The following is a 21373-nucleotide window of genomic DNA, read 5'->3' on the forward strand; positions in this document are numbered from 1 at the left end:
TCGGTCCTTTCACTATCGACAGGTCACACGCGCGGATCACACGGGTGGGTTCGTGCGGTTGTGGTGCGGTCCCACCCGGGCCACGGCGCGCACGGGCGCGCCGTCCGCGCCGGGCAGGCGCAGCGGAAGCAGCGAGACCTCGATCTCGTGGCCCGCCGCCTGGTGGTCCACGAGCCGGTCGAGGTGGCGCAGATTCTCGGCGATGACGGCGTGCGCGCCGCACAGCACGCGGTGGGCGGGAAAATCCTCCGCGGGCGTCGGGTCGACGCTCAGCGCGTCGATCCCGACCGTGCGGACCCCCGACCGGATGATCAGCTCCGCCGTCTCCTCGGTGAGATACGGATGGGCGTGGTAGTCCTCGCTCCCCCAGCGGGACGCCCATCCCGTGGCGATCAGCAGGATCGTCCCCGGCCGGAGCGCGCGGGCCACGACCTCGATCGGGACGGGCGAGCGGGGCGGAAGCCCGCGAGCGTCGGCGATCGACGCCGGGCCGAGGAAACGGTCGAGCGGCAGGTCGTCGAGTGTGGGGAGCGCGTCGTCGACGTGGAACGGCGCGTCCACGTGGGTGCCCGACTGCGACCCGAGGTGCAGGCCGAGGACGTTGACCCCCTCGGCCGCAACGGTGAGCGCGGGCCCGATCTCCACCTCCGGATCGCCGGGATAGACCGGCATCCCGGTCACGATGGGCACCGACAGATCGATGATCACACTGTCCCCCTGGGTCGCGGCAGGGCCTGATGGGCCGGGCACGGCCTACGCCTCCGCGAGGACCCTGTCGGCGTCCACGATAGGCGGCACCGGGGTCTCGGCCGCGCGCACCAGGCGCGGGCCGGCCGGGCCGTACACCGCGCGCGGCTCGGGGAAGGCGGACAGCAGGCCGAGATAGAGGAGCGCGGCGAGCGCGAGGCCGAGCGGCAGCGAGATGTCGATGCCTCCCGCGATCTCGCCGAACGGCCCGACGAACTGGCCGGGGATGTTGGTGAACAGCACGGCGGTGAGCGCCGCGACCAGCCACGCGGAGATGCCGCGCCAGTTCCAGCCGTGGGTGAACCAGTAGCGGCCGCCGCGCTGACGCCGGTTGAAGACCTGCAGCGCCTCCGGGTCGTACCAGCCGCGCCGGGTGACGTAACCCAGAATCATGATCACCATCCAGGGCGCGGTGCACGTGATGATGAGGGTGGCGAACGTCGAGATGCTGGCCGTCAGGTTCGCGGCGAACCGGCCGATGAAGATGAAGATGATGGACAGCGTGCCGATGAAGACCGTGGCCCGCACTCGCGTGAACTTCGGGAAGACGCTGGCGAAGTCGAGGCCCGTGCCGTACAGCGAGGTGGTCCCGGTGGACATGCCGCCGATCAGGGCGATGAGGCAGACGGGAAGGAAGTACCACGTGGGCGCGATCGCGAGCAGCCCGCCCACGTAGTTCGGAGCCGCCGGGTCCAGGTACGGCGCCGCCTTCGTGGCGATGATCGACGCGGTGGTCAGCCCGAAGAAGAAGGGCAGCACGGTCGCGATCTGGCTGCAGAACGCGGCGATCATCACCCGCTTGCGCGGCGTCGAGGCCGGGATGTACCGGGACCAGTCCCCCAGGAACGCGCCGAACGAGACCGGGTTCGACAACACGATCAGGGCCGCGCCGATGAAGGACGGCCAGAACATCGGGTCCGCCGTCGAGGCGAACGTGCCCGGGTACGACGGGTCGAAGTCGCCGGCGAACGCGAAGACGCCGAGGATGAACAGCGCCGAGGCCGCCGCTACCGCGATCTTGTTGACGAAGAGCATGAAGCGGAAGCCGTACACGCAGACCGTGAGGATGAGCGCCGCGAACACGGCGTAGGCGGCGGCGTAGCTCAGCTCGTTCTCCGGCAGCCCGGCCAGCCGGGCGGCGCCGCCGACGAGCGCGTCACCGGAGGACCACACCGAGATCGAGAAGAACGCGATGGCGGTGAGCAGGGACAGGAAGGAGCCGACGATCCGCCCGTGCACGCCGAGATGTGCCGAGGAGGAGATCGCGTTGTTGGTGCCGTTCGTCGGTCCGAAGACCGAGAGCGGCGCGAGGAGCAGCGCGCCCACGACGAGGCCGAGGAGCGTCGCGGCGACCCCCTGCCAGAACGACAGCCCGAACAGGATGGGGAACGCGCCCAGCACGCATGTGGCGAAGGTGTTCGCACCGCCGAACGCCACCCGGAACAGGTCCAGCGGCCGGGCCGTACGGTCGGCGTCGGGGATGCGCTCGACCCCGTATGTCTCGATCTCGGTAATCGACGGCGCCTCGGCCACGGCCTCTCCTATGAGGGTTACAGGACGCAAAGTTCCTGGTCAGGACAGCGATCCCTCAAGTCTCGGCGAACCCGTCATCAATCGACAATTGGGGCCGACACGGAGAATCGCCGTGGAGTTGTGGCCGGCGACAAGCCGACCGCACTCCCCGACGCTCGGGGACATGCCGGACGCCGGGCCGAACGGCTCACCGCCCGCCCGGCCGTGTCGACCAAACGCCGACCAGAACGTCGGCAGAAGGTCATCGGGAGGACCGAGCGGCCACGTCCCGACCCCGCGAAACACATGAGGTTGATTACGCGTAACGATTCAGCATATCCGCCGCGCAGGCGAGGAAATTCCCCCCGAAACTCCCGCCGCGGTCCGACGTGTAATGCCCGGGGGACTATTTCAATACAGCGAACTGTAATAACTTCTGCCTCAGTGATCCCTCCTTGCACCGGTGCCGCGCGGAACGGCCGGCACCGATGCCGCGAAGAACGTGGAGATCAGCTCAGCCAGTCGGAGTTGCGTCGCCGCCGGGCCGCGATCAGCGCCTCGAGTTCCGCCTCCTCACGAAGCTCGCGCGACGACGGCGAGAGGAACAACACGAGCAGCAGGCCGATGGTGAGCAGGCTGATCCCGACCAGGAGGGGAAGCAGGAAGTCGACCGCCTCGGCCCCGCCCGGCAGGACGCCGGTCGCCAGGGGCTCGACGCTCAGCGAGAACATTCCGATGTAGTGCATGGCGTTCACCGCGATCCCCATGAGCAGGGCGGCACCGACGGTGGCGCGGACCCCATCCACCCGGACGGCGAACCAGAGCGCCGCGATGGCCGCCACCACGGCGACGAGCACGGAGGCCACGACGATCAGCGGGTCGTAGCTCGCGTGGGCCGACATGTTCATGGCCGCCATGCCGAGGTAGTGCATGCCCACCACGCCGAGCCCCGCGAGCAGGCCCCCGAGGACCAGAGCACCGGCCCGCCCGCCGCCCGAGGAGACGAGCACCAGCCCGCCGCCGACGGCCACGATCGCGATCAACGCGGACACGATCGTCAGGGACACGTCGTAGCGGATCGGCGTGCCCGCGACCTTGAAGCCCAGCATCGCGACGAAGTGCATGACCCAGACGCCGGTCCCGCCGATGGAGAACGCCGCCCCGGTGAGCCACCACAGCCGGGACGTGCCCTCGACGGACCGGGCGCGCGCCGCCATCAGGAGGCCGATCAGCGAGCCGAATACCGACATCACGTACGCCAGGGCGGGCGTCGCGAAGCCGTGGGAGAAATGATCAATATGCGACACGGAACTACTCATTTCAGGGAGATGATCGGCGACATGATGGCAAAAGATCGTTTCTCACCTGATCGCCGGGGCGCCGTTTCCACTCCGGAAAGTGCCATTTCCGGCCCTGCTTCGCGGCGCAGAGGGAGAGGAGCGTGAATTCGCTGACAATATGCAGCCCGATTTTGCATTTTGTCGGAACCTCGGGCATGGCTTTCGGCCTCCTGCGGCGCTCCCGCGCGGCCGCCGCGAGGGTACCCGGGCGACCGGCACGGGCACGGAGAACTAGCGTGTGATTGTGGGTGACAACAAGCTGACAGTGGAGGATCTGGTCCGGTTCCCCGCACTGCAGCTCCGGGTCCTGGCCGGCGAGCACGGTCTCGGGCGGTCGGTCTCCTGGGCGCACGTGAGCGAGCTGGAGGACCCCACTCCGTGGCTGCTCGGCGCGGAAGTGATCATGACGACCGGCATCGGGGTCCCCCGCGGCGCCGCCAAGCAGCGGGCGTACCTGTACCGGCTCGACGACGCGGGTGTAGCCGCGCTCGCGCTGAGCGCCGGGCTGCATGTGCCGCCGCTCCACCCGGCCTTCCTGGAGGCGGCCGAGGAGCGCGGCTTCCCGATCCTGGAGGTGCCGCTGGCCGTGCCGTTCATCGCCGTCGCGCAGGAGGTGGCGGCGGCGGTGCAGGAGGACGCGCGGCAGCGGCTCGGCGCGCAGTTGCAGGTGTTCGGGGCCCTGCGCTGGCTGGCCGCGGAGCGCCTCGACGCCGCCCAGCTCTTCAAGCGGCTGGAACGGCTGTCGGGATACGACGTCTACCTGAGCACCCCGCAGGGACGGCCGCTGCTCCCCGGCGTACCCGTCCCGCCGGACATCGCGTCGCTCCCGCCCTCCGTGGACGCCCCGCCCACCATCCCCGGCGGCTTCGCGGTCCCCGTGAACGCCCCCGGCGGCCCCGCCGGTTTCCTGGTGGCCTTCGAACGCGAGGGCGCCCGGCCCGCGGGACTGGCCGTCGTCCAGCACATCGCCACCGTCGCCGCGCTGCAGGTCGCCATGGTCCGGCACGAGCGCGAGACCCTGCGGCGTCAGGGCGCGGAGACGCTGGCCGAGCTGCTGCAGGACGTGCTCGACCCGGCGACCGCCCGGCGCAGGCTGGCGCGGATGGGCATGTCACCCGATGTGGACGTCGTGCTCCTGGTGGTCAGGAACACCGACGAGGACGCGGTCGTCCGGGCTCTCGACGAGCATCCGCACCTGATGCTCGGACTCCACCCGGACCTCTACGTACTGGCCCACGACGCGACCCCGCTGCGCGAGATCCCTGGGATCACGGCCGGCGCGAGCCGGCCCCTCCCGCCGGGCTCCTCGCTCAAGGTCGCCCAGCGGGAGGCGCAGTGGGCCGCCGCCCGCGCCGCCGAGTCCGGCCAGCCCGTCGTGTCGTACGGCGACGACACCACCGGCCGGTGGCTGCCCGAGGATCCGGGCGTGCTGGCCGGCCTGGTCGAGCACGTGCTCGGCGAAGCCCTGCGGTACGACGCCGCCCACGGCTCAGAGCTGATCGCCTCGGTGCAGACCTGGATGGAACGGGACCGTCGCACCGACGACGCCGCGCGGGCGCTGCACATCCACCCCAACACGCTGTCGTACCGCCTGCGCCGCTTCAGCGCGCTGACCGGCCGCGACCTGGCCGCGTCCGGTGACTTCACCGAGGTGTGGCTCGCCATGCGCGCCGCCCAGCAGCTCGGCCGGGTCCCGTGACCCCCGGTGTCACAGGGCGGGCTTCTTCGAGCTGTACAGCCAGGCGTCGAACAGCGGATCGAGGTCCTGCCCGGACAGCTCCTCGGCGAGGTCGATGAAGTCCCGGGTGATGACCGTCGTGTGGCGGTTGCGCTCCGCCCAGGTCTTCACCAGCGAGAAGAACGTCTCGTCGCCGATCTTCTTGCGCAGCGCGTGCAGCGTCATCGCCCCGCGCTGGTAGATGGCGTCCCAGTCGAACATGTTCTTCATGCCCGGGTCGCCGGTCTTGACCTTCCAGAACTCGTTCTTGTTCTTGTAGAGGCGGGCGAACGTCTTCTCGGCCTTCGGACCGCCGTGCTGCTCCACGTACAGCCACTCGGCGTAGCTGGCGAAGCCCTCGTTGAGCCAGATGTCCTTCCAGCTCCGCAGGCCGACGCTGTTGCCGAACCACTGGTGGGCCAGCTCGTGCACGATCTCCAGATCGTCCGTCGGGCCGCCGTCGTAGACCGGACGCCCCTGCGTCTCCAGCGCGTACTGGACGTTGACCTTGTCGCCGATCCCTCCGGTCGAGGAGAAGGGATAGTCGCCGAAGACCTTCTCGCCCCACGCGACGACCTTGGACGTGGTCCGGTGCAGGTACTTCGACTTCTTCGCCACCGAGGGGTCGTAGGCCGTGAGGTTGAGCATGCCGTTCACGGTGCTCTCGGTGACCTTGAACTTCCCGATCGCCACCATCGCGAGGTAGGTGGCCATGGGCTGGCTCATCTCCCACTTCACCGTGGACCAGCCGTTCCGCACGGAGGCGATGCCCGGGTTCTTGGGCTCGCCGTTCGCGAGGACGGTCAGCCCCACCGGCGTCGAGACGGTGAACGTGAACGTCGCCTTGTCCGTCGGGTTGTCGTTCGCCGGGAACCAGCTGCGCGCCCCGTCGGGCTGGGAGAGGACGACCGCGCCGTCCTTGGTGTTGATCCACCCCTCCTTGCCGAGGGCCTTGTCGTTGATCGCCCGCGGCTTGCCGGCGTAGGCCACCTTGACGGTGAACTTCTCACCCGAGGGCAGCCCGCTCTGCGGGGTCACCACGAGCTCCTGGCCCTTGCGCTTGTACGCGGCCTTCTTGCCGTTCACCTCGACCTTTTTGATCTTGGGCCCCGAGTAGTCCAGGTTGAACCGGGACAGGCCCTGAGTGGCGGTCGCGGTGATCGTGGCCGTGGCGCTCAGATGGCGGGTCTTCGGGTCGAACCGCAACGCGAGATCGTAGTGCGCCACGTCGTAACCGCCGTTGCCCGCGTTCGGGAAGTACGGGTCACCGAGCCCGGCCGTACCGGGCGTGAACGTGTCCGCGTGGGCGGCGGTGGGGGCGATCAGAGCCAGGCCGGCGGCGGCGGCGATCGCGGCGAGGGGGGTTCGTCTGGGAAGCATGCGCCCTATGGTGCTATATCGCCGTACCGGATTGGTCACACGAGATCCATGGCCATCCGCGCCGACACGCGCCCCCGGCTACGCGCGGCGCTCCAAGTCGTCGGCGATCTCGGCCAGGAAGGCGTCCACGTCGGCGATGGCGTACCCCGTCTTGAACACGACGGTGGCGAACGTCGCCTTCCTGACCTGGTCGGACGTCACCGGCCGGTGGGCGGTCCCGCGCAGCGTCGCGACGACGCGGTCCAGGAACGCGTCCACCTCGTCCTCGTCGTAGCCCATGCCGAGCCGGCCCGGCCGGAACGCGACCCGTTCGATCCGCTCCGCCTGGGCCTCGAACCCTCCGTCCCCCCACCCCACTTCGCCGTCCCGGCCCGCCGTACGGGAATCCGGGAGTGCGGGATCCACCCTCCGGATCTCCTGATCGTGTGAAGCCTCGTGGGCGGCGGGCTCCGCTGTCTCCACCACCACAGGCGGCGCCGCTTCCACCACCGATCCGGGTGTCACCGAACCTGGCGACGACATCGGATCCGAGACCACCGGGTCCGGGTGCGCGACCTCCGAGACCACCGGATCCGAGACCATCGGGAGCGCGGGCTCCGAGACCACCGGGTCCGGAGCGCGGGCCGCGAGGGCTTCCACGGCGACGACGAAGGCGTCGAGCGCGAAGTCGACCGCCGTCTCGTTGTAGCCACCGCGCCTGACCCTGAAGGCGGCCGACCGGATCTCGTCGGCCGTGATCGGGGGGCCGTCGAGCTCGGTCCGGCCGAGCGTGCCCTCGATCCGGTGGACGAGATCGTCCACCTGGGCGGGGTCATAGCCCAGCCGCACTCCCCTGACACGTGGAAAGCGGTTCACGCACGTCCTCCCGGGCCCGGCACGGTAAACCCTGTCCATTCTGGACGTACGTGGAAGACCGCGCGAGCCGGGACATCACGCGAACCCCACGCACCGTCCCGAGCCCGGCACTACCGGCCGCGATCGAACTCGTCGGCCTTCACGCCGTCGAGGAATGCGTCCCATTCCGCGGGGGTGAAGAACAGCGTGGGGCCGTCCGGGTCCTTGGAGTCGCGTACGGCGATCAACGGGCCGTGACCCGTTTTGTGATCGGGAGCGTCGACACGGCGGGCTCTGTGACCCGGGCCGCCGCCATGGCCGACCGTTCGAAAGTCCGCGACGCCGGTCAGCTCGGCGACTTCGACGCAGTTCCCGCCGTTGTCACCGGAGAAGCTCGACTTACGCCACCGCGCATTGCTCAGGTCCATCGTTCCTCTGCCGTTCTCTTAATGAGCTCAATGGACATGCCCAGCGGCAACGCTTCGGTACGAATGGCCTCAAACCGCTCGACCGCCGCGCTGACGTCCTCCTGGTCGCTGGTGGTGATGCCCCGGACGGCCGTCTCCGCATAAAGTACGGCGGCTCCCCCGTCCAGGGTCGCCAGGACGAAGGCGCCGAGCAGTCCGGAGTGCATCCCGTGCGGGACCACCTGCACGCTCAGCCGCGGGCCGATCATCCCGACCAGATGGCCGAGTTGCTCCCGCATCACCTCCGGCCCGCCGATCGGCCGATGGAGCACGCCCTCGTCGATCACGCACCGGAAGGTCGGCGGCTCGGGCTCCTCGCGGGTCAGGATGAGCTGCCGGTTCAGGCGGCCGGACACGGCCGCCTCGTCACCGCGCAGCAGCACCCGCGCGTACGCCTCGGTCTGGAGCAGGCCCGGGATCAGCAGCGGCTCGTAGGTCCGCAGCGTGGTGGCCATCCGTTCCTTGTCGCGCCACTTGCCGAACCAGGAGGGGAAGACCTGGCCTCGCCGCCAGTCGAGGAGCCGGTGCAGTGCGCCGCCCGTTCCGAGGGCGTGGTCGCAGCACTGCGAGAACTCCTGGCTGGCCGGGATCTGGCCGGTCTCCACCCCGCTGATCAGGGATTCGCTGAAGTGGATCCTCTCGGCCAGCTGGGCCTGCGTCAGTCCGGCTTCCTGCCGGTAGTGGCGCAGCTCCCTGCCCCATATCGCCTGCGGTGAATAGAAATCCCCCACAATGCCTCCTTTGCCGGAGTTCAACGACACGGGTGCGGCCTTCAAAACATGGGCTTGGTAACGAATCCCCTACTGACAGTAGTCCCGGCTCGGCAGTCTGGACCGAGAAATCCAAGACCGGGAGAACATCTGTGACTCCTCCGCCCGCGGTGCTCCAATGCGGCGTCGTACAGCCGACGATGATCCTCAAGGCGTGCGGCGAGCGCGGCGGCCCGCGTGCCGACGGGGTGCGGCAGGGACGTGAACGAGCCACGCACACCCATCTCCCACCATCAGTGACCAGGCCATCACGCCGTCGACACGCACCCACGAAATCCGAGGGGAGGGAGCGCGGATTCCTCCGCCGGCCACAGCAGGCGGCCCCACCGCGCGAACCTGATGGAAGAGGCGCTCAAGGTCGGTACGGCATTCGCCGAACGCCGACGCACACCGGATCCGCGCGTTCCCGTCCTTGGCGAGAAGTGGATCCCGCGCGACGGGAGATGCCTGGCCTCCGCCCGCCGGTTCGTCCGTGACGTCGCCGCCGACTGGAACGCGGCGGAGGACGTCCAGGAGGTCGCCGAACTCCTGGCCTCCGAGCTCGTCACCAACGCCTTGACCCACGGGGCCGTGGGCGTGCCGGCCACGAGCACCGTCCGCGTCACGGTCGGCCGCGAGCGGGAGTTGATCGTGGTGGAGGTCCACGACTGCTGCGCGGCCCTCCCGCGCCCGCGCCGGGCCACGGATTCCGAGCTTCGCGGCCGAGGACTCGCCATCGTCCAGGCCCTCTCCCACGACTGGGGCTGGACCCTCACCCCGACGGGCAAGTCCGTCTGGTTCCAGCTCGTGGCGTGGCCGGGCAACGACCTGGTCGCGGCCGCGTCCAAGGCCTGTGCCGCGCACCTGTGGCGGGCGGACTCCACGGCGGTCATGACGAACACGTAGGCAGGGTTCGATCACGAAGAATCATGCCGAACCGCGAATATGTTCATCATGGCGACGCCAGCGGATGTCGGCCCCGCCGGATATCCTGCGGAACCTATGCGCGTCTCGAACCTGTCCTTCCGGTATCGGCGCCAGGACCCCTGGGTGCTCTCCGACGTGGACCTGACCCTCGCCCCCGGAGACGTGGTCGAGATCGTGGGACGGAACGGCGCGGGCAAGTCCACCCTGCTGCGGCTGCTGGCGGGACTGCTGACCCCCGTCGACGGCGTGATCGCCGACCGTCCCCGCGTCGTCGGGTACGCGCCTGAGCGCTTCCCGGCGGAGCAGCCGTTCACGGTGGCGGGCTATCTGCGCCACATGGCGGGCATCCGCCGTATCGACCCTCGCGCGGTGGAGATCTGGGCCGAGCGGCTCGGCATGGAGCACCTCCTCGGCCACCGACTGCCCGACCTGTCCAAGGGCAGCGCGCACAAGGTGGGCCTGGCGCAGGCACTCCTGTGCGGGCCGGAACTGCTGATCCTCGACGAACCCTTCGCCGGACTGGACGCCGCGACCCGCACGGAGCTGCCCGTGATCATCGGTGAGGTGGCGGAACGCGGCGGCACGGTGGTCCTCAGCGACCACCAGGGAGACCTACGCGGCTTCTCCGGGCTGCGCCGCGTCGAGGTCGGCGAGACAACCGCGCGTGAGGTCGCGCCGGGTCCTGACGATCCGGGAGAGGCCGAGCCCGCGGAGAGGGTGACCATCCTGGAGGTCACGGTCACGGCCTCGCGGGCCCGCGAGCTGGCGGCCCGCCTGCGTGAAGAAGGCCACACCGTACGGATGTCCGAGGCGGAGGTGGCGGAATGATCGCCCTGGCGCGGTTCAGGATCGCCGCGTACGTGAGATCCCACCGGGCGTTCCAGCCGCTCATCGGCCTCCTGGTCCTGCTGGGCATCCTGTACGCGGGGCCGGTGCCCTCCGGCGCCGAGCTGGGGGCCATGGCCGATTCGGCCGCCATCCTGATCCCGGTCTTCGCCTGGGCCGCGCGCGGGCTCCTGGACGGCGAGCCGGACGAGCAGCGGATGATCGCCATCACGGCCGTCGGCCGCGCGGAGGCGACCGCCGGGATCGTGGCGGCGTGGATCTTCAACTCCGGGCTGGCGGCGATCTCCTTCGCCGCGCTCGTCCTACGGCTGTCGGACGGACCGAGCACCGCCGCCGTGCTCGCGGGCGTCGGACTGCACCTGCTCGCCATCCTGGCGGGCACCACGCTCGGCGCGCTGACCAGCCGTCCGATCCTCAGCTCGCCGGCGACCTCCACGCTGGTGCTGCTCCTCGGCTACCTCGCGGTGCTGCTGCTCAGCATGTCCGGGCTTCCCTGGCTCACGGTCCCGGTCATGACCTGGATGCGCGAGGCTCACCACGGCGAACTGCTCGCGCACTTCCCCGCGCTGGCCGCGTGGTCGCTCCTGTGGCCGGTGCTCGGCCTCGCCGCGTACGCCCGGCTGCGCCGTACCCGTCCCTGAGACGACGGTCTTCAGCACCGCAGGCGAGCCGGGCTCAGGACGTGTACGGCCGGGCTCAGGACTGGGGTGACGCGGCGGCGAGCTGGCCGCAGGCGCCGTCGATCTCGCGGCCGCGGGTGTCTCGGACGGTGACCGCGACGCCGTGCGACTCCAGACGGCGGACGAAGGCACGCTCGTCCTCGGGCCGGGAGGCGGTCCACTTGGATCCCGGCGTGGGGTTCAGCGGGATGAGGTTGACGTGCGCGAGCTTGCCCTTGAGCAGCCGGCCGAGCAGATCGGCCCGCCACTCCTGGTCGTTGATGTCCTTGATCAGGGCGTACTCGATGGAGACCCGGCGCTTGGTCCGCGCGGCGTAGTCCCAGGCCGCGCCGAGCACCTCGGCGACCTTCCACCGGGTGTTGATCGGCACCAGGGTGTCGCGCAGCTCGTCGTCGGGCGCGTGGAGTGACACTGCCAGCGTCACGGGCAGCCCCTCGCCCGCCAGCTTCTCGATCGCGGGGACGAGGCCCACGGTGGACACGGTGACACCACGCGCGGAGATGCCGAGCCCTTCGGGCGAGGGATCGACGAGCCGGTGGACCGCGCCGATGACGGCCTTGTAGTTGGCCATCGGCTCGCCCATGCCCATGAAGACGATGTTGCTCACCCTGCCGGGTCCGCCGGGGACCTCGCCGGCCGCGAGCGCGCGGGCTCCGGCGACGACCTGCTCGACGATCTCGCCCGTCGACATGTTCCTGGTCAGGCCGGCCTGGCCGGTGGCGCAGAACGGGCAGTTCATGCCGCATCCGGCCTGGGAGGAGACGCACATCGTGACGCGGTCGGTATAGCGCATCAACACCGACTCGACGAGGGAGCCGTCGAACAGCTTCCACAGCGTCTTACGCGTCATGCCGTCGTCGCAGGTGATCTCGCGTACGGGGGTCAGCAGCGACGGCATCAGCTGCGACACCAGCCGCTCGCGGGTCTCACCCGGCAGGTCGGTCATCTGGTCGGGGGACGCGGTCAGCTTCGCGAAGTAGTGCCGGGAGAGCTGGTCCGCGCGGAACGGCTTCTCACCCAGCTCGGCGACCGCCGCACGGCGCTCGGCCATGGTCAGGTCGGCCAGGTGCCGCTGCGGCTTGGCACGGCGCGGCGCCACGAGGGTGAGCTGGGCGGCGTTCCTGGTCGGCTGCTCGCTCACGCGGTCACTTCCGATCTCTCGCTCGTCTGGTCTGCCGGATTTTCGGGGATCCGTCCTCGCCCGGGACGCTCCGGCCCGGGATGGCCCGAGCCGGCTTCCGGCGAGCCGTACCCGGGGGCCTCGTGAACGCAGCGGTGATCCGCTTCCTGGGACGCCGCGTCCGGGCCGTCGTCGCCGGGCGGGCCCAGGCGTCCTCGTAGCTTACCTTCGCGATCCGCGCGGAACCGCCGGTGAGATCCCCGTCAGGACGGGATGAACAGCTGCAGCAGCAGCCAGACGGGGACCAGGGTGAAGAGCAGGGAGTCGAGGCGGTCCATCACACCGCCGTGGCCGGGCAGCAGCGTGCCCATGTCCTTGATGCCGAGATCTCTCTTGATCACCGACTCGATCAGGTCGCCGAGCGTGGCACAGACGACCACGACCGCGCCGAGGAGCGCGCCCTGCCAGTACGCCCCGTCCAACAGGAAGTGCACGAGCAGCGCACCCGCGACGACGCAGGCCACGGCGGACCCGGTGAACCCTTCCCAGGTCTTCTTGGGGCTGATGATCGGCGACATCTTGTGCTTGCCGAAGAGAATTCCCGCGAAATATCCCCCAATATCACTGCAAACTGTGACAGCGATGAAGATGACCACGCGGTCGGGGCCATCGTCGGGGACGAGCAGCAGCGCGACGAAGCCGGCCAGCAACGACGGGTAGGCGGCGACCAGCACACTGCCGGTGGCGTCACGGACGTAGCCGTCGATGCCCTGGAACATACGCCAGGTCAGCAGCACCATCACGGTCAGCGCGAACGCGCCGACCAGGGACACCGGCCCGCCCCAGTACGCGCCGCCGAGCATGGCGGCCGTACCGGCGAGCGACGGGACGAGCGGCGCGCGCACGCCACGGGCCGCGAGCGCCCGGACGAGCTCGTGGACGCCCAGCCCCACGGCCGCCAGCACGACCAGCAGGAAGACGACCTTGACGACGTACAGCGAACCGATGACCAGCACGCCCAGCGCGACGCCGACCGCTATCGCGACCGGCAGGTTCCGGCCGGTACGGCTCCCGCCGGCCGCCGGACCGGGTGACCCGTTGGGCGAGCCGTTGGATGACCCGTTTCGTGCGGCATCGCGCCCATCGCTGGAGGAACCGGCCATGTTCTCGGCCGAGTCCCGGTCGCCAGCAGCCGTTCCGTCCAACCTGCTCTACTCCCTATACACGTAATCCTTGTGCCGCGCTGTTCCGTGAACAGCACGGCACAAGGATCACGGCTGTGCCCAGGCGCTGCCTAGACTTCCAGCAGTTCGGCTTCCTTGTGCTTCAGCAGCTCGTCGATCTTGGCGACGTGCTTCTGGGTCAGGTCGTCGAGCTCCTTCACCGCGCGGTGGACCTCGTCCTCACCGGCCTCGCTGTCCTTGACCAGCTTGTCGAGGGCCTCCTTGGCGTGGCGGCGGATGTTCCGCACGGAGACCCTGCTGTTCTCAGCCTTGTTACGGGCGACCTTGATGTACTCCTTGCGGCGCTCCTCCGAAAGCTCGGGGAAGACGACGCGGATCACAACACCGTCGTTGCCCGGGTTGACGCCCAGGTCGCTGTCCCGGATGGCCTTCTCGATCGAGGTCATCGCGCCCTTGTCGTAGGGCTGGATGAGGACCATGCGGGCCTCGGGGACGTGGAACGACGCGAGCTGCTGGATCGGGGTCGGCGATCCGTAGTAGTCCACGTTGATCTTGTTGAACATCGAGGGCGTGACGCGGCCGGTGCGGATGCCCGCGAAGTCTTCCTTGGCGACCGTTACCGCCTTGTCCATCTTCTCCTCGGCCTCGAGGAGGGTTTCGTCGATCACAGCGGCTCCCTATTTCCCTGCCGGACTCACCAGCGTGCCGATCTTCTCACCGCGGACCGCCCGCAGGATGTTGCCGTCGCCCATGAGGTCGAAAACCACGATGGGCAGGCCGTTGTCCATGCACAGGCTGATCGCCGTGGCGTCCATGACCCCGAGGCCCCGCGTCAGCACCTCGCCGTACTCGAGCCGGTCGAACCGGACCGCGTCGGGGTTCTTGCGCGGGTCGGAGTCATACACTCCGTCAACCTGTGTGCCCTTGAGCAGCGCCTCGGCGCCGACCTCCAGAGCGCGCTGCGCGGCGCACGTGTCCGTGGAGAAGAACGGGGATCCGAGCCCGGCGCCGAAGATGACCACTCGGCCCTTCTCCAGGTGACGGATCGCGCGCCGGGGCAGGAACGGCTCGGCGACCTGCTGCATCGTGATGGCGGTCTGCACACGCGTCTCGATGCCGCGCTTCTCGAGGAAGTCCTGCAGGGCGAGACAGTTGATCACTGTGCCGAGCATGCCCATGTAGTCGGCGCGGCCGCGGTCGATGCCGCGCTCCGACAGGGCGGCGCCCCGGAACATGTTGCCCCCGCCGACGACCACCGCGACCTGGACGCCCTCGCGGACGGCCTCGGCGATGGAGTCGGCGAGCTGGGCGACGACGGTCGGGTCGATGCCGAGCGCCTCGCTCCCGGCGAACGCCTCACCGGACAGCTTCAGCATCACCCGCTTCCAGCGCAGCGGGCCGGACTGCGACGAAGCCGCCGGCGTGGCGGGTTGGTTGTTCTCCTGCACGACGGCGGCCTCCTCGGTGATTCTGCGGGTCAATGGGCTCCTGGCTCTTCGGGCCGTGTCCCTAGCCTAAGCCTGGCCGACCTTGAAGCGAGCGAAGGCCAGGACCTTGACGCCCGCCTCGTCGGCGTACTTGGCGATGCTCTTCTTGTTGTCCTTCACGAAGGCCTGCTCCAGCAGCGTGAAGTCCTTGTACCAGCCGTTGACGCGGCCATCGACGATCTTGCCGATGGCGGCCTCGGGCTTGCCCTCCTCGCGGGTCATCTCCTCGAAGAGCGCGCGCTCCTTGGCGATGACGTCGGCGGGGACCTCGGCCGGGCTCAGGAACTTCGGCGCCATCGCGGCAGCGTGCTGGGCGATGTCCTTGGCCACGTCCGGCTTGGCGGTGTCGAGCTGGACGAGCACGCCCACCGCCGGCGGCAGCTGCGGGTCGGTCTTGTGCATGTAGGAGCCGACGTAGCCACCCTCGAGCACCGAGAAGCGGCGGATCTCGATCTTCTCGCCGAGCGCGGCGTTGGCCTCGTCGAGGAGCTCCTTGACGGTCTTGCCATTGAGCTCGGACTCGAGCAGGGTCGGCACGTCGCTCGGCCGGGTGGCGAGGATGTGCGCGACGACGTCGGCGGCGAGCTCCTGGAAGCGCTCACCCTTCGCCACGAAGTCGGTCTCGCAGTTGAGCTCGAGCAGGGCGGCGGCGGAGTCGCCCTCGTGCTTGACGGCGACAAGCCCGTTGGAGGCGGTGCGAGCCTCGCGCTTGCCGACATCCTTGGCGCCCTTGAGGCGCAGGAGCTCGACGGCGCGGTCGAAGTCGCCCTCGGACTCCTCGAGCGCCTTCTTGCAGTCCATCATGCCGGCGGCGGTCAGCTCGCGAAGCCGCTTGACGTCGGCCATGTTCACGGAAGCCATTGTCCTAATTTCCTCTTCGGAACCCTGATGGGAAGTCGTTCCTGATCCCAGACGTCGGCATGAGATCAGATGTCTCGTGGACGAGGTGGGCGCACCCGCTGGCGGACACGCCCACCCCGTGGAGTCTTCGGATCAGTACGGCGGTGCCGTACCGGACCTGGGACTAGGCCTGCTGCTCGCCCTCGGCGGCGGGAGCCTCCGCGGCCGGAGCCTCGGCGGCCGGAGCCTCGGTGGCCGGAGCCTCGGCGGGGGCCTCGGCGGGGGCCTCCGCGGCGGCTTCGGCCGGAGCCTCGGCGGTCTCGGCGGGGGCGAGCAGCTCGCGCTCCCACTCGGCCAGCGGCTCGGCGGCGGCGACACCCGCGGGCTTCTCGTCACCGCGGCCGGCGCCCGCACGGGTCATCAGGCCGTCGGCGACCGCGTCGGCGATGACGCGGGTGAGGAGGCTGACGGCGCGGATGGCGTCGTCGTTACCCGGGATCGGGTAGTCGACCTCGTCGGGGTCGCAGTTGGTGTCGAGGATCGCGACGACCGGGATGCCAAGCTTCTTGGCCTCGTTGATCGCGATGTGCTCCTTCTTGGTGTCCACGATCCAGATCGCGCTGGGCACGCGGGCCATGTCACGGATACCGCCGAGGGTGCGCTCCAGCTTCTCCTTCTCGCGGCGGCGCATCAGGAGCTCCTTCTTGGTGAGCCCGGAGCCGGCCACGTTGTCGAAGTCGAGCTCCTCGAGCTCCTTCAGACGCTGGAGCCTCTTGTGCACGGTGGAGAAGTTGGTGAGCATGCCGCCCAGCCAGCGCTGGTTCACGTACGGCATCCCGACGCGCGAGGCCTGCTCGGCGATGGACTCCTGAGCCTGCTTCTTCGTGCCGATGAACATGATGGAGCCGCCGTGCGCGACGGTCTCCTTCACGAAGTCGTACGCCCGGTCGATGAACGACAGCGACTTCTGCAGGTCGATGATGTAGATGCCGTTGCGCTCGGTGAAGATGAAGCGCTTCATCTTCGGGTTCCACCGACGCGTCTGGTGGCCGAAGTGAACGCCGCTCTCGAGCAGCTGTCGCATGGTGACGACAGGGGCCATGGTGATGGTCCTCCAGAACTCGGTTCCATGCGGGAGCCCACGGCCCCCGCCCTGACGCCCTGAGCCGTTCCAGCCGGAAGAACCGGACCGAAGGGACAGCTCGTGAATGGGCGTGCGTATTCGGCCCGCATGCCGCAGGCCGTCGAACAGTCTACCCGGATCCGTCCCGTCGGATGACCGGCGACTTGACTGTCCCGGCGTCGCCGGGCGGGGCGTTTCGGCATGGAACCTCCGCCGTCCGACCGGCGCGCGCGGGGCCGTCCGCGCGGGGGACCGGCCGCCCGTTCCGCGGCTCACGGACGCGCCGGGTCATCCTTCCCCGGGGTCGCCCGTGGAGGTCCCGTTCGCTGTCTTCTTCGCCGCCTCCCCCGGGGCCGGATCGCGCCGGCGGGGCGTCCTGGGGAACATGCGCAGATGGATCTCCGCCAGCCGGGCCCCGGTCGGCGCCTCCCCCGGATCCCGCTCGGTCACGCGGTACGGACGGATCACCTCGTTGATCCGCTCCGCGATCTCCCGCAGCTCCTCGGCGTCCACGCGCAGCACCCCGTGGGTGAGCCAGGCGGACCCCTTCCACTCTCGGGACTCCTGGTCCGAGTTGGCCAGATAGTCGCGGAGCCGCTGGTCGGCCTCCGCCAGGACCGACTCGATCACGGCGTTCTGCGCCTCGATGATGTCGGGAGACTCGACCTCTGGGGTTTGGAATCCCCACGACCGCTGCAGCGCCCGCCAGACGCGCTCCCTGCCGTCCCCCCGCGGCGGCGCGTCCGCCACGAACCCGTGCTTGGCCAGTTGGCGCAGATGGTAGCTGCACGCGCTCGGGGACAGGCCGGTGACCTCCGCGCACTCGGTCGCGGTGGCCGGCCCCTCCGTCTGGAGCCGGCTCAGGATGGCCAGCCGCGCGGGATGCGCCAGCGCCCGCAGCACCCCGGCGTCGGTGACCTGCCGGGAGCCCTCCGGCCATGTGCTCGTCATGCCTCCCAACGCTACCGCCGGACCAGATATGAAGTATTGCTTTCACAACTATGAAGCATTACCTTCATAGTTGTGACGACTCCCCTGATCCCCCTCCGCCGTCAGCGCGACTACCGGCTCCTGTGGTCCGCCCGCGCCGTCTCCGAGACCGGAAGCGAGGTCGCCAGACTGGCCGTGCCCCTGACGGCCGCCGTGGCGCTGGACGCCTCCCCGATCCAGATGGGCGTGCTCGCGGCCGCCTCGACGTTCCCGTTCCTGCTGGTCGGCCTGCCGTCCGGCGCCATGGCCGACCGCGTGGCCCGCCGCCGGCCGGTGATGGTGGCCTGCGAGCTGATCGCCGGCCTCGCGGCCCTGTCGGTGCCGATCGCCTGGCTGACCGGGATGCTGACCATCCCCTGGCTGATCACCGTCGCCTTCGCGATCGGCATGTGCACGGTGGTGTTCCGCACGTTCAACACGCCCCACCTCGCCACCGTGGTCGCCGAACCTCAGCGGACGGCGGCCATCGCGGGTTTCCAGTCGGTCTTCTCCATCGCCCAGATGGGCGGTCCCGGGCTGGCGGGCCTGCTCGTCGCCCTGCTCACCGCGCCGGTCGCGATCGTGGTCAACGCGGTCTCGTTCCTGGTGTCCGCGTTCTGTCTGCGAGCCATCCGTACGCCCGAGAACGGCACCACGGCCAAGGGGCGCGGGCTCGGGCGGGAGATCGCCGAGGGGTTGCGCGTCCTCATAAACCACCGCGTGCTGCGTGCGCTCTGCGCCACCGGAATGATCGTCAACGTGCTGGGCGCGGCCGAGATGGCGCTCTTCGTGCTCTTCGCGGTGAACGTCCTGGGCCTGCCCGCTCCCCTGGTGGGCATCGCGGCGATCGGCTTCGGTGTCGGCGGCCTTATCGGAGCCGCGATCGCGCCCAGGCTCGCCGGCCGATTCGGCGAGAACCGGGTGCTCCTCGGCTCCGTGCTCTTCTTCCCCTTCGGATTCGTGGCCACGGCGGCGGCGGGCGGCCCCCTCTGGCTCGTCGTCTGCCAGCTCGGCGCCGCAGAGGTGATCACCGGTGTGGCCGTCGTGTGTTACAGCGTCTGCGCCGGCTCCGTCACCATGCGCGAGGCGCCGGAGGGGCTGCTCGGCCGGGTCAACGCCACGACCAACTTCGCCACGCAGGGCGTGATGGCTCTAGGCGGCGTCCTCGGAGGCGTGCTCGGCGAGATGCTCGGACTCCGGCCCGCGATCTGGGCCTGCGCGGCGGGATCGCTGCTCTGCATCGTCAGCCTGTGGTCGTCGCCCATCCGGCGGGGTGCTCGCCCTGGCGCGGCGGAGGAGTCGCCCAGTACGGCTCCGCACCCTCGATCCGACCCGGCGGCCTCACGTACGTGAGCGTGCCGAAGGGACTGTCCATGCTCGCCATCAGGTCGTCCACCGAGGGCCCCGGCTCGCCGTCGAGCACCTGCCCGCCGCGCTCGATCCCACTCGGCCCGCTCTCCCCGGGACCGGTACCGTCCGACGTGGCCCGCTCCGGATCGACCCTGCCGAGATCGTCGAACCACCGCGCGGTCCGGGCGAGGGACAGCTCCACTTGCCAGGAGCCCCCCTCGTCCGCACGGCGGAGCAACCCGGCGACCGCGCCGAAGGCGGCCAGGTATCCGGTGGCGTGGTCGAGTGCCTGGCACGGAAGAGGACGCGGGCGTGTCCCGTCCCCGCCCTCGTGGGCGATGCCGCACACCATCTGCACAAGACTGTCGAACCCCCTCCGCCGCCCCCATGGGCCGCGGGAGCCGTACGCGGAGATCTCGACGGACACGATGCCCGGCCTGAGCCCGGCGAGATCCTCCGGCCCGAAGCCCCGATCCGCGAGCGCCCCGGGGCGATACCCCTGGACGACGACGTCGGCTCGCCGTACCAGCTCGCGCAGCGTCTCCGCCTCGGTGCGCAGGTCGATGTGGCACGAGCGCTTTCCGAACGCCGTTTCCACCACCAACCCGGGCACCTCGGGCACGTGCGCGGCCCCCACCCGAAGCACTTCGGCGCCGTGCGCGGCCAGGATCCGCCCCGCGACCGGTCCCGCGATCACCCTCGTCAGGTCGAGCACCCGTACGCCCTCCAGCGGGCGGCCGACCCGACCGGGACCCGTTGGATCACGTCGTAGTGGGTTCCGGGCGGCCGAGCCGGGCCGCAGCGCGACGTCCAGGCGAGACAGCGCGACCACCGGCGTCCGGGAGATCTCCTGGGCCTGCGGGTGGTCGAGCCACTCCGCACGGCTGCGCATCGCTGCCGCGCAGCCGCCCTCACGGGTCACCGCGTCCTCGATCTCCGCGCTCGTACGGCTCTCGCAGGCACTGGAGACCCCGGCTCGGCCGGCGTCCGCGGGGAGGCGGAGCGCCCGGAGAACGGCGTCCCGATGATGGTCGAAGTTGCAGTGCAGCTTGATCCACCCGTCCGACGTCCGGTAGTCGCCCGACAGAGGTGCCCACAGGCCCATCCCCTCGCCGTCGATCCGGAAGTACCGCTCGCTCAGGAACGCCGCCGCGGCATGCCGTACGTCGACGCTCACCTCCGGCATCGCGGCGTCTGGGTCCGCCTGCGGGTGCCCTGCTCCTACTTGCCCGCCCTGTCGGGTCCAGTACAGCGCCGCCGCCGCGGTGACCGCGCCCACGCAGGCTGCGGCTGCCGTTCCGATGCGGAACACGGACGGCAGGACGGGATCCGCTCCGGTCACCCGTACGTCGGGCAGGCCGACTCCGGCCTCCTCGCCCAAACGCTTGATCAGCGCCTCTGTCACTGTGATCCCTCCTGGCACTCCCCCGCCAGTGTCCTCCTTCGTCCTGTTCATCCGTAACCGCCCCGCCTAGGTACGCAGCGGGCCGACGGCCCGCGCCGTCGCGACGCCCGCCGGGATTCCTGTCGAAGCGCCCTGTGGCCGGATCGGGAGGACCCTCACGCGACCCGCCGGGACGCCATCGGCTGGGAGAGACCGGGGCGGCGCCGGACGACAGACCGGGGCTGCGTCGGGAAGGGTGGCGCGGCGAGGTCTGTCCACAGGTCGCGGATATCCACAGGACGGCGTCACGCCTCTCGGCACGGGGCCGTGGTGCGCGAGTGTCTGGGACCGGAGGTGGTCCCATGGCCGCGAAAGACGAGCTGGGCAGGCAGGGTGAGCGACTCGCCGCCGACTTTCTCAGATCGAGAGGCATGCCCGTCCTCGCCCGCAACTGGCGGTGCAAGGAGGGGGAGATCGACATCGTCGCGCGCGACGGGCGCGCGCTGGTCGTGGTCGAGGTCAAGACCCGCTCGGGGCGCAGCCACGGCACGGCCTATGAGGCGGTCGGCCACGCCAAGCTGCTCCGGCTGCGGTCACTCGCCGCTCGATGGCTGGCCGGGCAACAGGAACGGTTCGACTCCGTCCGGGTCGATGTGATCGCCCTGGAGCGGTTCGCCGGTGACTTCGCGATCCGCCACGAGCGCGGGGTGATCTGAC

At 70.0% G+C, this 21373-nt stretch carries 21 protein-coding genes; 6 read left to right on the top strand and 15 right to left on the bottom strand.

What is annotated here, in order from left to right; all coding sequences use genetic code 11:
- Positions 1 to 36: 36 nt before the first annotated feature.
- From AB0I59_RS13135 to AB0I59_RS13145, 3 genes are all read right to left on the bottom strand, one after another.
- A complete protein-coding gene (locus tag AB0I59_RS13135; RefSeq protein ID WP_082777347.1) occupies positions 37 to 708 on the bottom strand; it encodes a cyclase family protein in 672 nt (223 codons plus the stop codon).
- A 45-nt stretch (positions 709 to 753) separates the two neighbouring features.
- Complete coding sequence (locus AB0I59_RS13140; protein WP_061259085.1) at positions 754 to 2280, bottom strand: purine-cytosine permease family protein; 1527 nt, start codon at positions 2278 to 2280, stop codon at positions 754 to 756.
- Between the two features lie 488 nt (positions 2281 to 2768).
- Positions 2769 to 3566: an MHYT domain-containing protein gene (locus AB0I59_RS13145; RefSeq protein ID WP_358132556.1), complete on the bottom strand. Its 798-nt coding sequence runs from the start codon at positions 3564 to 3566 to the stop codon at positions 2769 to 2771.
- 277 nt (positions 3567 to 3843) lie between these two features.
- On the opposite strand from AB0I59_RS13145, the gene AB0I59_RS13150 reads away from it, so the two are divergent.
- Positions 3844 to 5298, top strand: coding sequence for a PucR family transcriptional regulator (locus AB0I59_RS13150; RefSeq protein ID WP_061259083.1), 1455 nt, complete (start codon positions 3844 to 3846; stop codon positions 5296 to 5298).
- A 9-nt stretch (positions 5299 to 5307) separates the two neighbouring features.
- On the opposite strand, the gene AB0I59_RS13155 is transcribed toward AB0I59_RS13150, so the two are convergent.
- The 4 genes from AB0I59_RS13155 to AB0I59_RS13170 all read right to left on the bottom strand — a co-directional run bounded on the left by AB0I59_RS13155 (position 5308) and on the right by AB0I59_RS13170 (position 8728).
- Complete coding sequence (locus AB0I59_RS13155; protein WP_061259082.1) at positions 5308 to 6696, bottom strand: M1 family metallopeptidase; 1389 nt, start codon at positions 6694 to 6696, stop codon at positions 5308 to 5310.
- A gap of 78 nt (positions 6697 to 6774) precedes the next feature.
- On the bottom strand, positions 6775 to 7551 hold the full coding sequence (locus AB0I59_RS13160) for a DivIVA domain-containing protein (protein ID WP_358132559.1): 777 nt from the start codon (positions 7549 to 7551) through the stop codon (positions 6775 to 6777).
- 110 nt (positions 7552 to 7661) lie between these two features.
- On the bottom strand, positions 7662 to 7958 hold the full coding sequence (locus tag AB0I59_RS13165) for a DUF397 domain-containing protein (RefSeq protein WP_061259080.1): 297 nt from the start codon (positions 7956 to 7958) through the stop codon (positions 7662 to 7664).
- Positions 7949 to 8728, bottom strand: coding sequence for a helix-turn-helix domain-containing protein (locus tag AB0I59_RS13170; protein ID WP_061259079.1), 780 nt, complete (start codon positions 8726 to 8728; stop codon positions 7949 to 7951). The genes AB0I59_RS13165 and AB0I59_RS13170 overlap by 10 nt, the downstream gene beginning before the upstream one ends.
- Positions 8729 to 9106: 378 nt before the next feature.
- Here AB0I59_RS13170 and AB0I59_RS13175 point away from each other — a divergent pair, with 378 nt between their 5' ends.
- The 3 genes from AB0I59_RS13175 (at position 9107) to AB0I59_RS13185 (ending at position 11160) form a co-directional block, all read left to right on the top strand.
- On the top strand, positions 9107 to 9652 hold the full coding sequence (locus AB0I59_RS13175) for an ATP-binding protein (protein WP_358132562.1): 546 nt from the start codon (positions 9107 to 9109) through the stop codon (positions 9650 to 9652).
- A gap of 96 nt (positions 9653 to 9748) precedes the next feature.
- Positions 9749 to 10501 (top strand): ATP-binding cassette domain-containing protein, encoded by a 753-nt coding sequence (locus AB0I59_RS13180; protein WP_061259077.1) that lies wholly within the window; start codon positions 9749 to 9751, stop codon positions 10499 to 10501.
- Entirely contained in the window at positions 10498 to 11160 is a 663-nt protein-coding gene (locus AB0I59_RS13185) for a hypothetical protein (RefSeq protein ID WP_358132565.1), read from the top strand. Before AB0I59_RS13180 ends, AB0I59_RS13185 begins: the two co-directional genes overlap by 4 nt.
- 55 nt (positions 11161 to 11215) lie before the next feature.
- Here AB0I59_RS13185 and rlmN read toward each other — a convergent pair whose 3' ends face one another.
- The 7 genes from rlmN to AB0I59_RS13220 all read right to left on the bottom strand — a co-directional run bounded on the left by rlmN (position 11216) and on the right by AB0I59_RS13220 (position 17904).
- The gene (rlmN, locus tag AB0I59_RS13190; RefSeq protein WP_061259075.1) at positions 11216 to 12340 is read right to left on the bottom strand and encodes a dual-specificity RNA methyltransferase RlmN; all 1125 of its coding nucleotides are present in this window, start codon (positions 12338 to 12340) and stop codon (positions 11216 to 11218) included.
- 242 nt (positions 12341 to 12582) lie between these two features.
- Positions 12583 to 13482, bottom strand: coding sequence for a phosphatidate cytidylyltransferase (locus tag AB0I59_RS13195; protein ID WP_082777345.1), 900 nt, complete (start codon positions 13480 to 13482; stop codon positions 12583 to 12585).
- 131 nt (positions 13483 to 13613) lie between these two features.
- Positions 13614 to 14171 (bottom strand): ribosome recycling factor, encoded by a 558-nt coding sequence (frr, locus tag AB0I59_RS13200; RefSeq protein WP_061259074.1) that lies wholly within the window; start codon positions 14169 to 14171, stop codon positions 13614 to 13616.
- Positions 14172 to 14180: 9 nt separating this feature from the next.
- Complete coding sequence (gene pyrH, locus AB0I59_RS13205; protein ID WP_228638085.1) at positions 14181 to 14879, bottom strand: UMP kinase; 699 nt, start codon at positions 14877 to 14879, stop codon at positions 14181 to 14183.
- Between the two features lie 138 nt (positions 14880 to 15017).
- A complete protein-coding gene (tsf, locus tag AB0I59_RS13210; protein ID WP_061259073.1) occupies positions 15018 to 15851 on the bottom strand; it encodes a translation elongation factor Ts in 834 nt (277 codons plus the stop codon).
- A gap of 163 nt (positions 15852 to 16014) precedes the next feature.
- Complete coding sequence (gene rpsB / locus AB0I59_RS13215) at positions 16015 to 16932, bottom strand: 30S ribosomal protein S2 (protein ID WP_358132569.1); 918 nt, start codon at positions 16930 to 16932, stop codon at positions 16015 to 16017.
- Between the two features lie 309 nt (positions 16933 to 17241).
- Positions 17242 to 17904, bottom strand: coding sequence for an ArsR/SmtB family transcription factor (locus AB0I59_RS13220; protein WP_061259071.1), 663 nt, complete (start codon positions 17902 to 17904; stop codon positions 17242 to 17244).
- Positions 17905 to 17976: 72 nt separating this feature from the next.
- Here AB0I59_RS13220 and AB0I59_RS13225 point away from each other — a divergent pair, with 72 nt between their 5' ends.
- Positions 17977 to 19275, top strand: a complete 1299-nt coding sequence (locus AB0I59_RS13225) for an MFS transporter (protein ID WP_358132571.1) — start codon at positions 17977 to 17979, stop codon at positions 19273 to 19275.
- Here AB0I59_RS13225 and AB0I59_RS13230 read toward each other — a convergent pair.
- Positions 19166 to 20677 carry a CoA transferase gene (locus tag AB0I59_RS13230; protein WP_358132573.1) on the bottom strand — a complete coding sequence of 504 codons (1512 nt, stop codon included), beginning with the start codon at positions 20675 to 20677 and terminating at the stop codon, positions 19166 to 19168. The two genes, AB0I59_RS13225 and AB0I59_RS13230, sit on opposite strands and share 110 nt — an antisense overlap.
- A gap of 341 nt (positions 20678 to 21018) precedes the next feature.
- Here AB0I59_RS13230 and AB0I59_RS13235 point away from each other — a divergent pair, with 341 nt between their 5' ends.
- On the top strand, positions 21019 to 21372 hold the full coding sequence (locus AB0I59_RS13235; RefSeq protein WP_061259069.1) for a YraN family protein: 354 nt from the start codon (positions 21019 to 21021) through the stop codon (positions 21370 to 21372).
- The last annotated feature ends 1 nt before the right edge of the window (position 21373 follow it).

Origin of the sequence: Microtetraspora glauca, from assembly GCF_040656155.1 — a bacterium.
Lineage (GTDB): Bacteria > Actinomycetota > Actinomycetes > Streptosporangiales > Streptosporangiaceae > Microtetraspora > Microtetraspora glauca.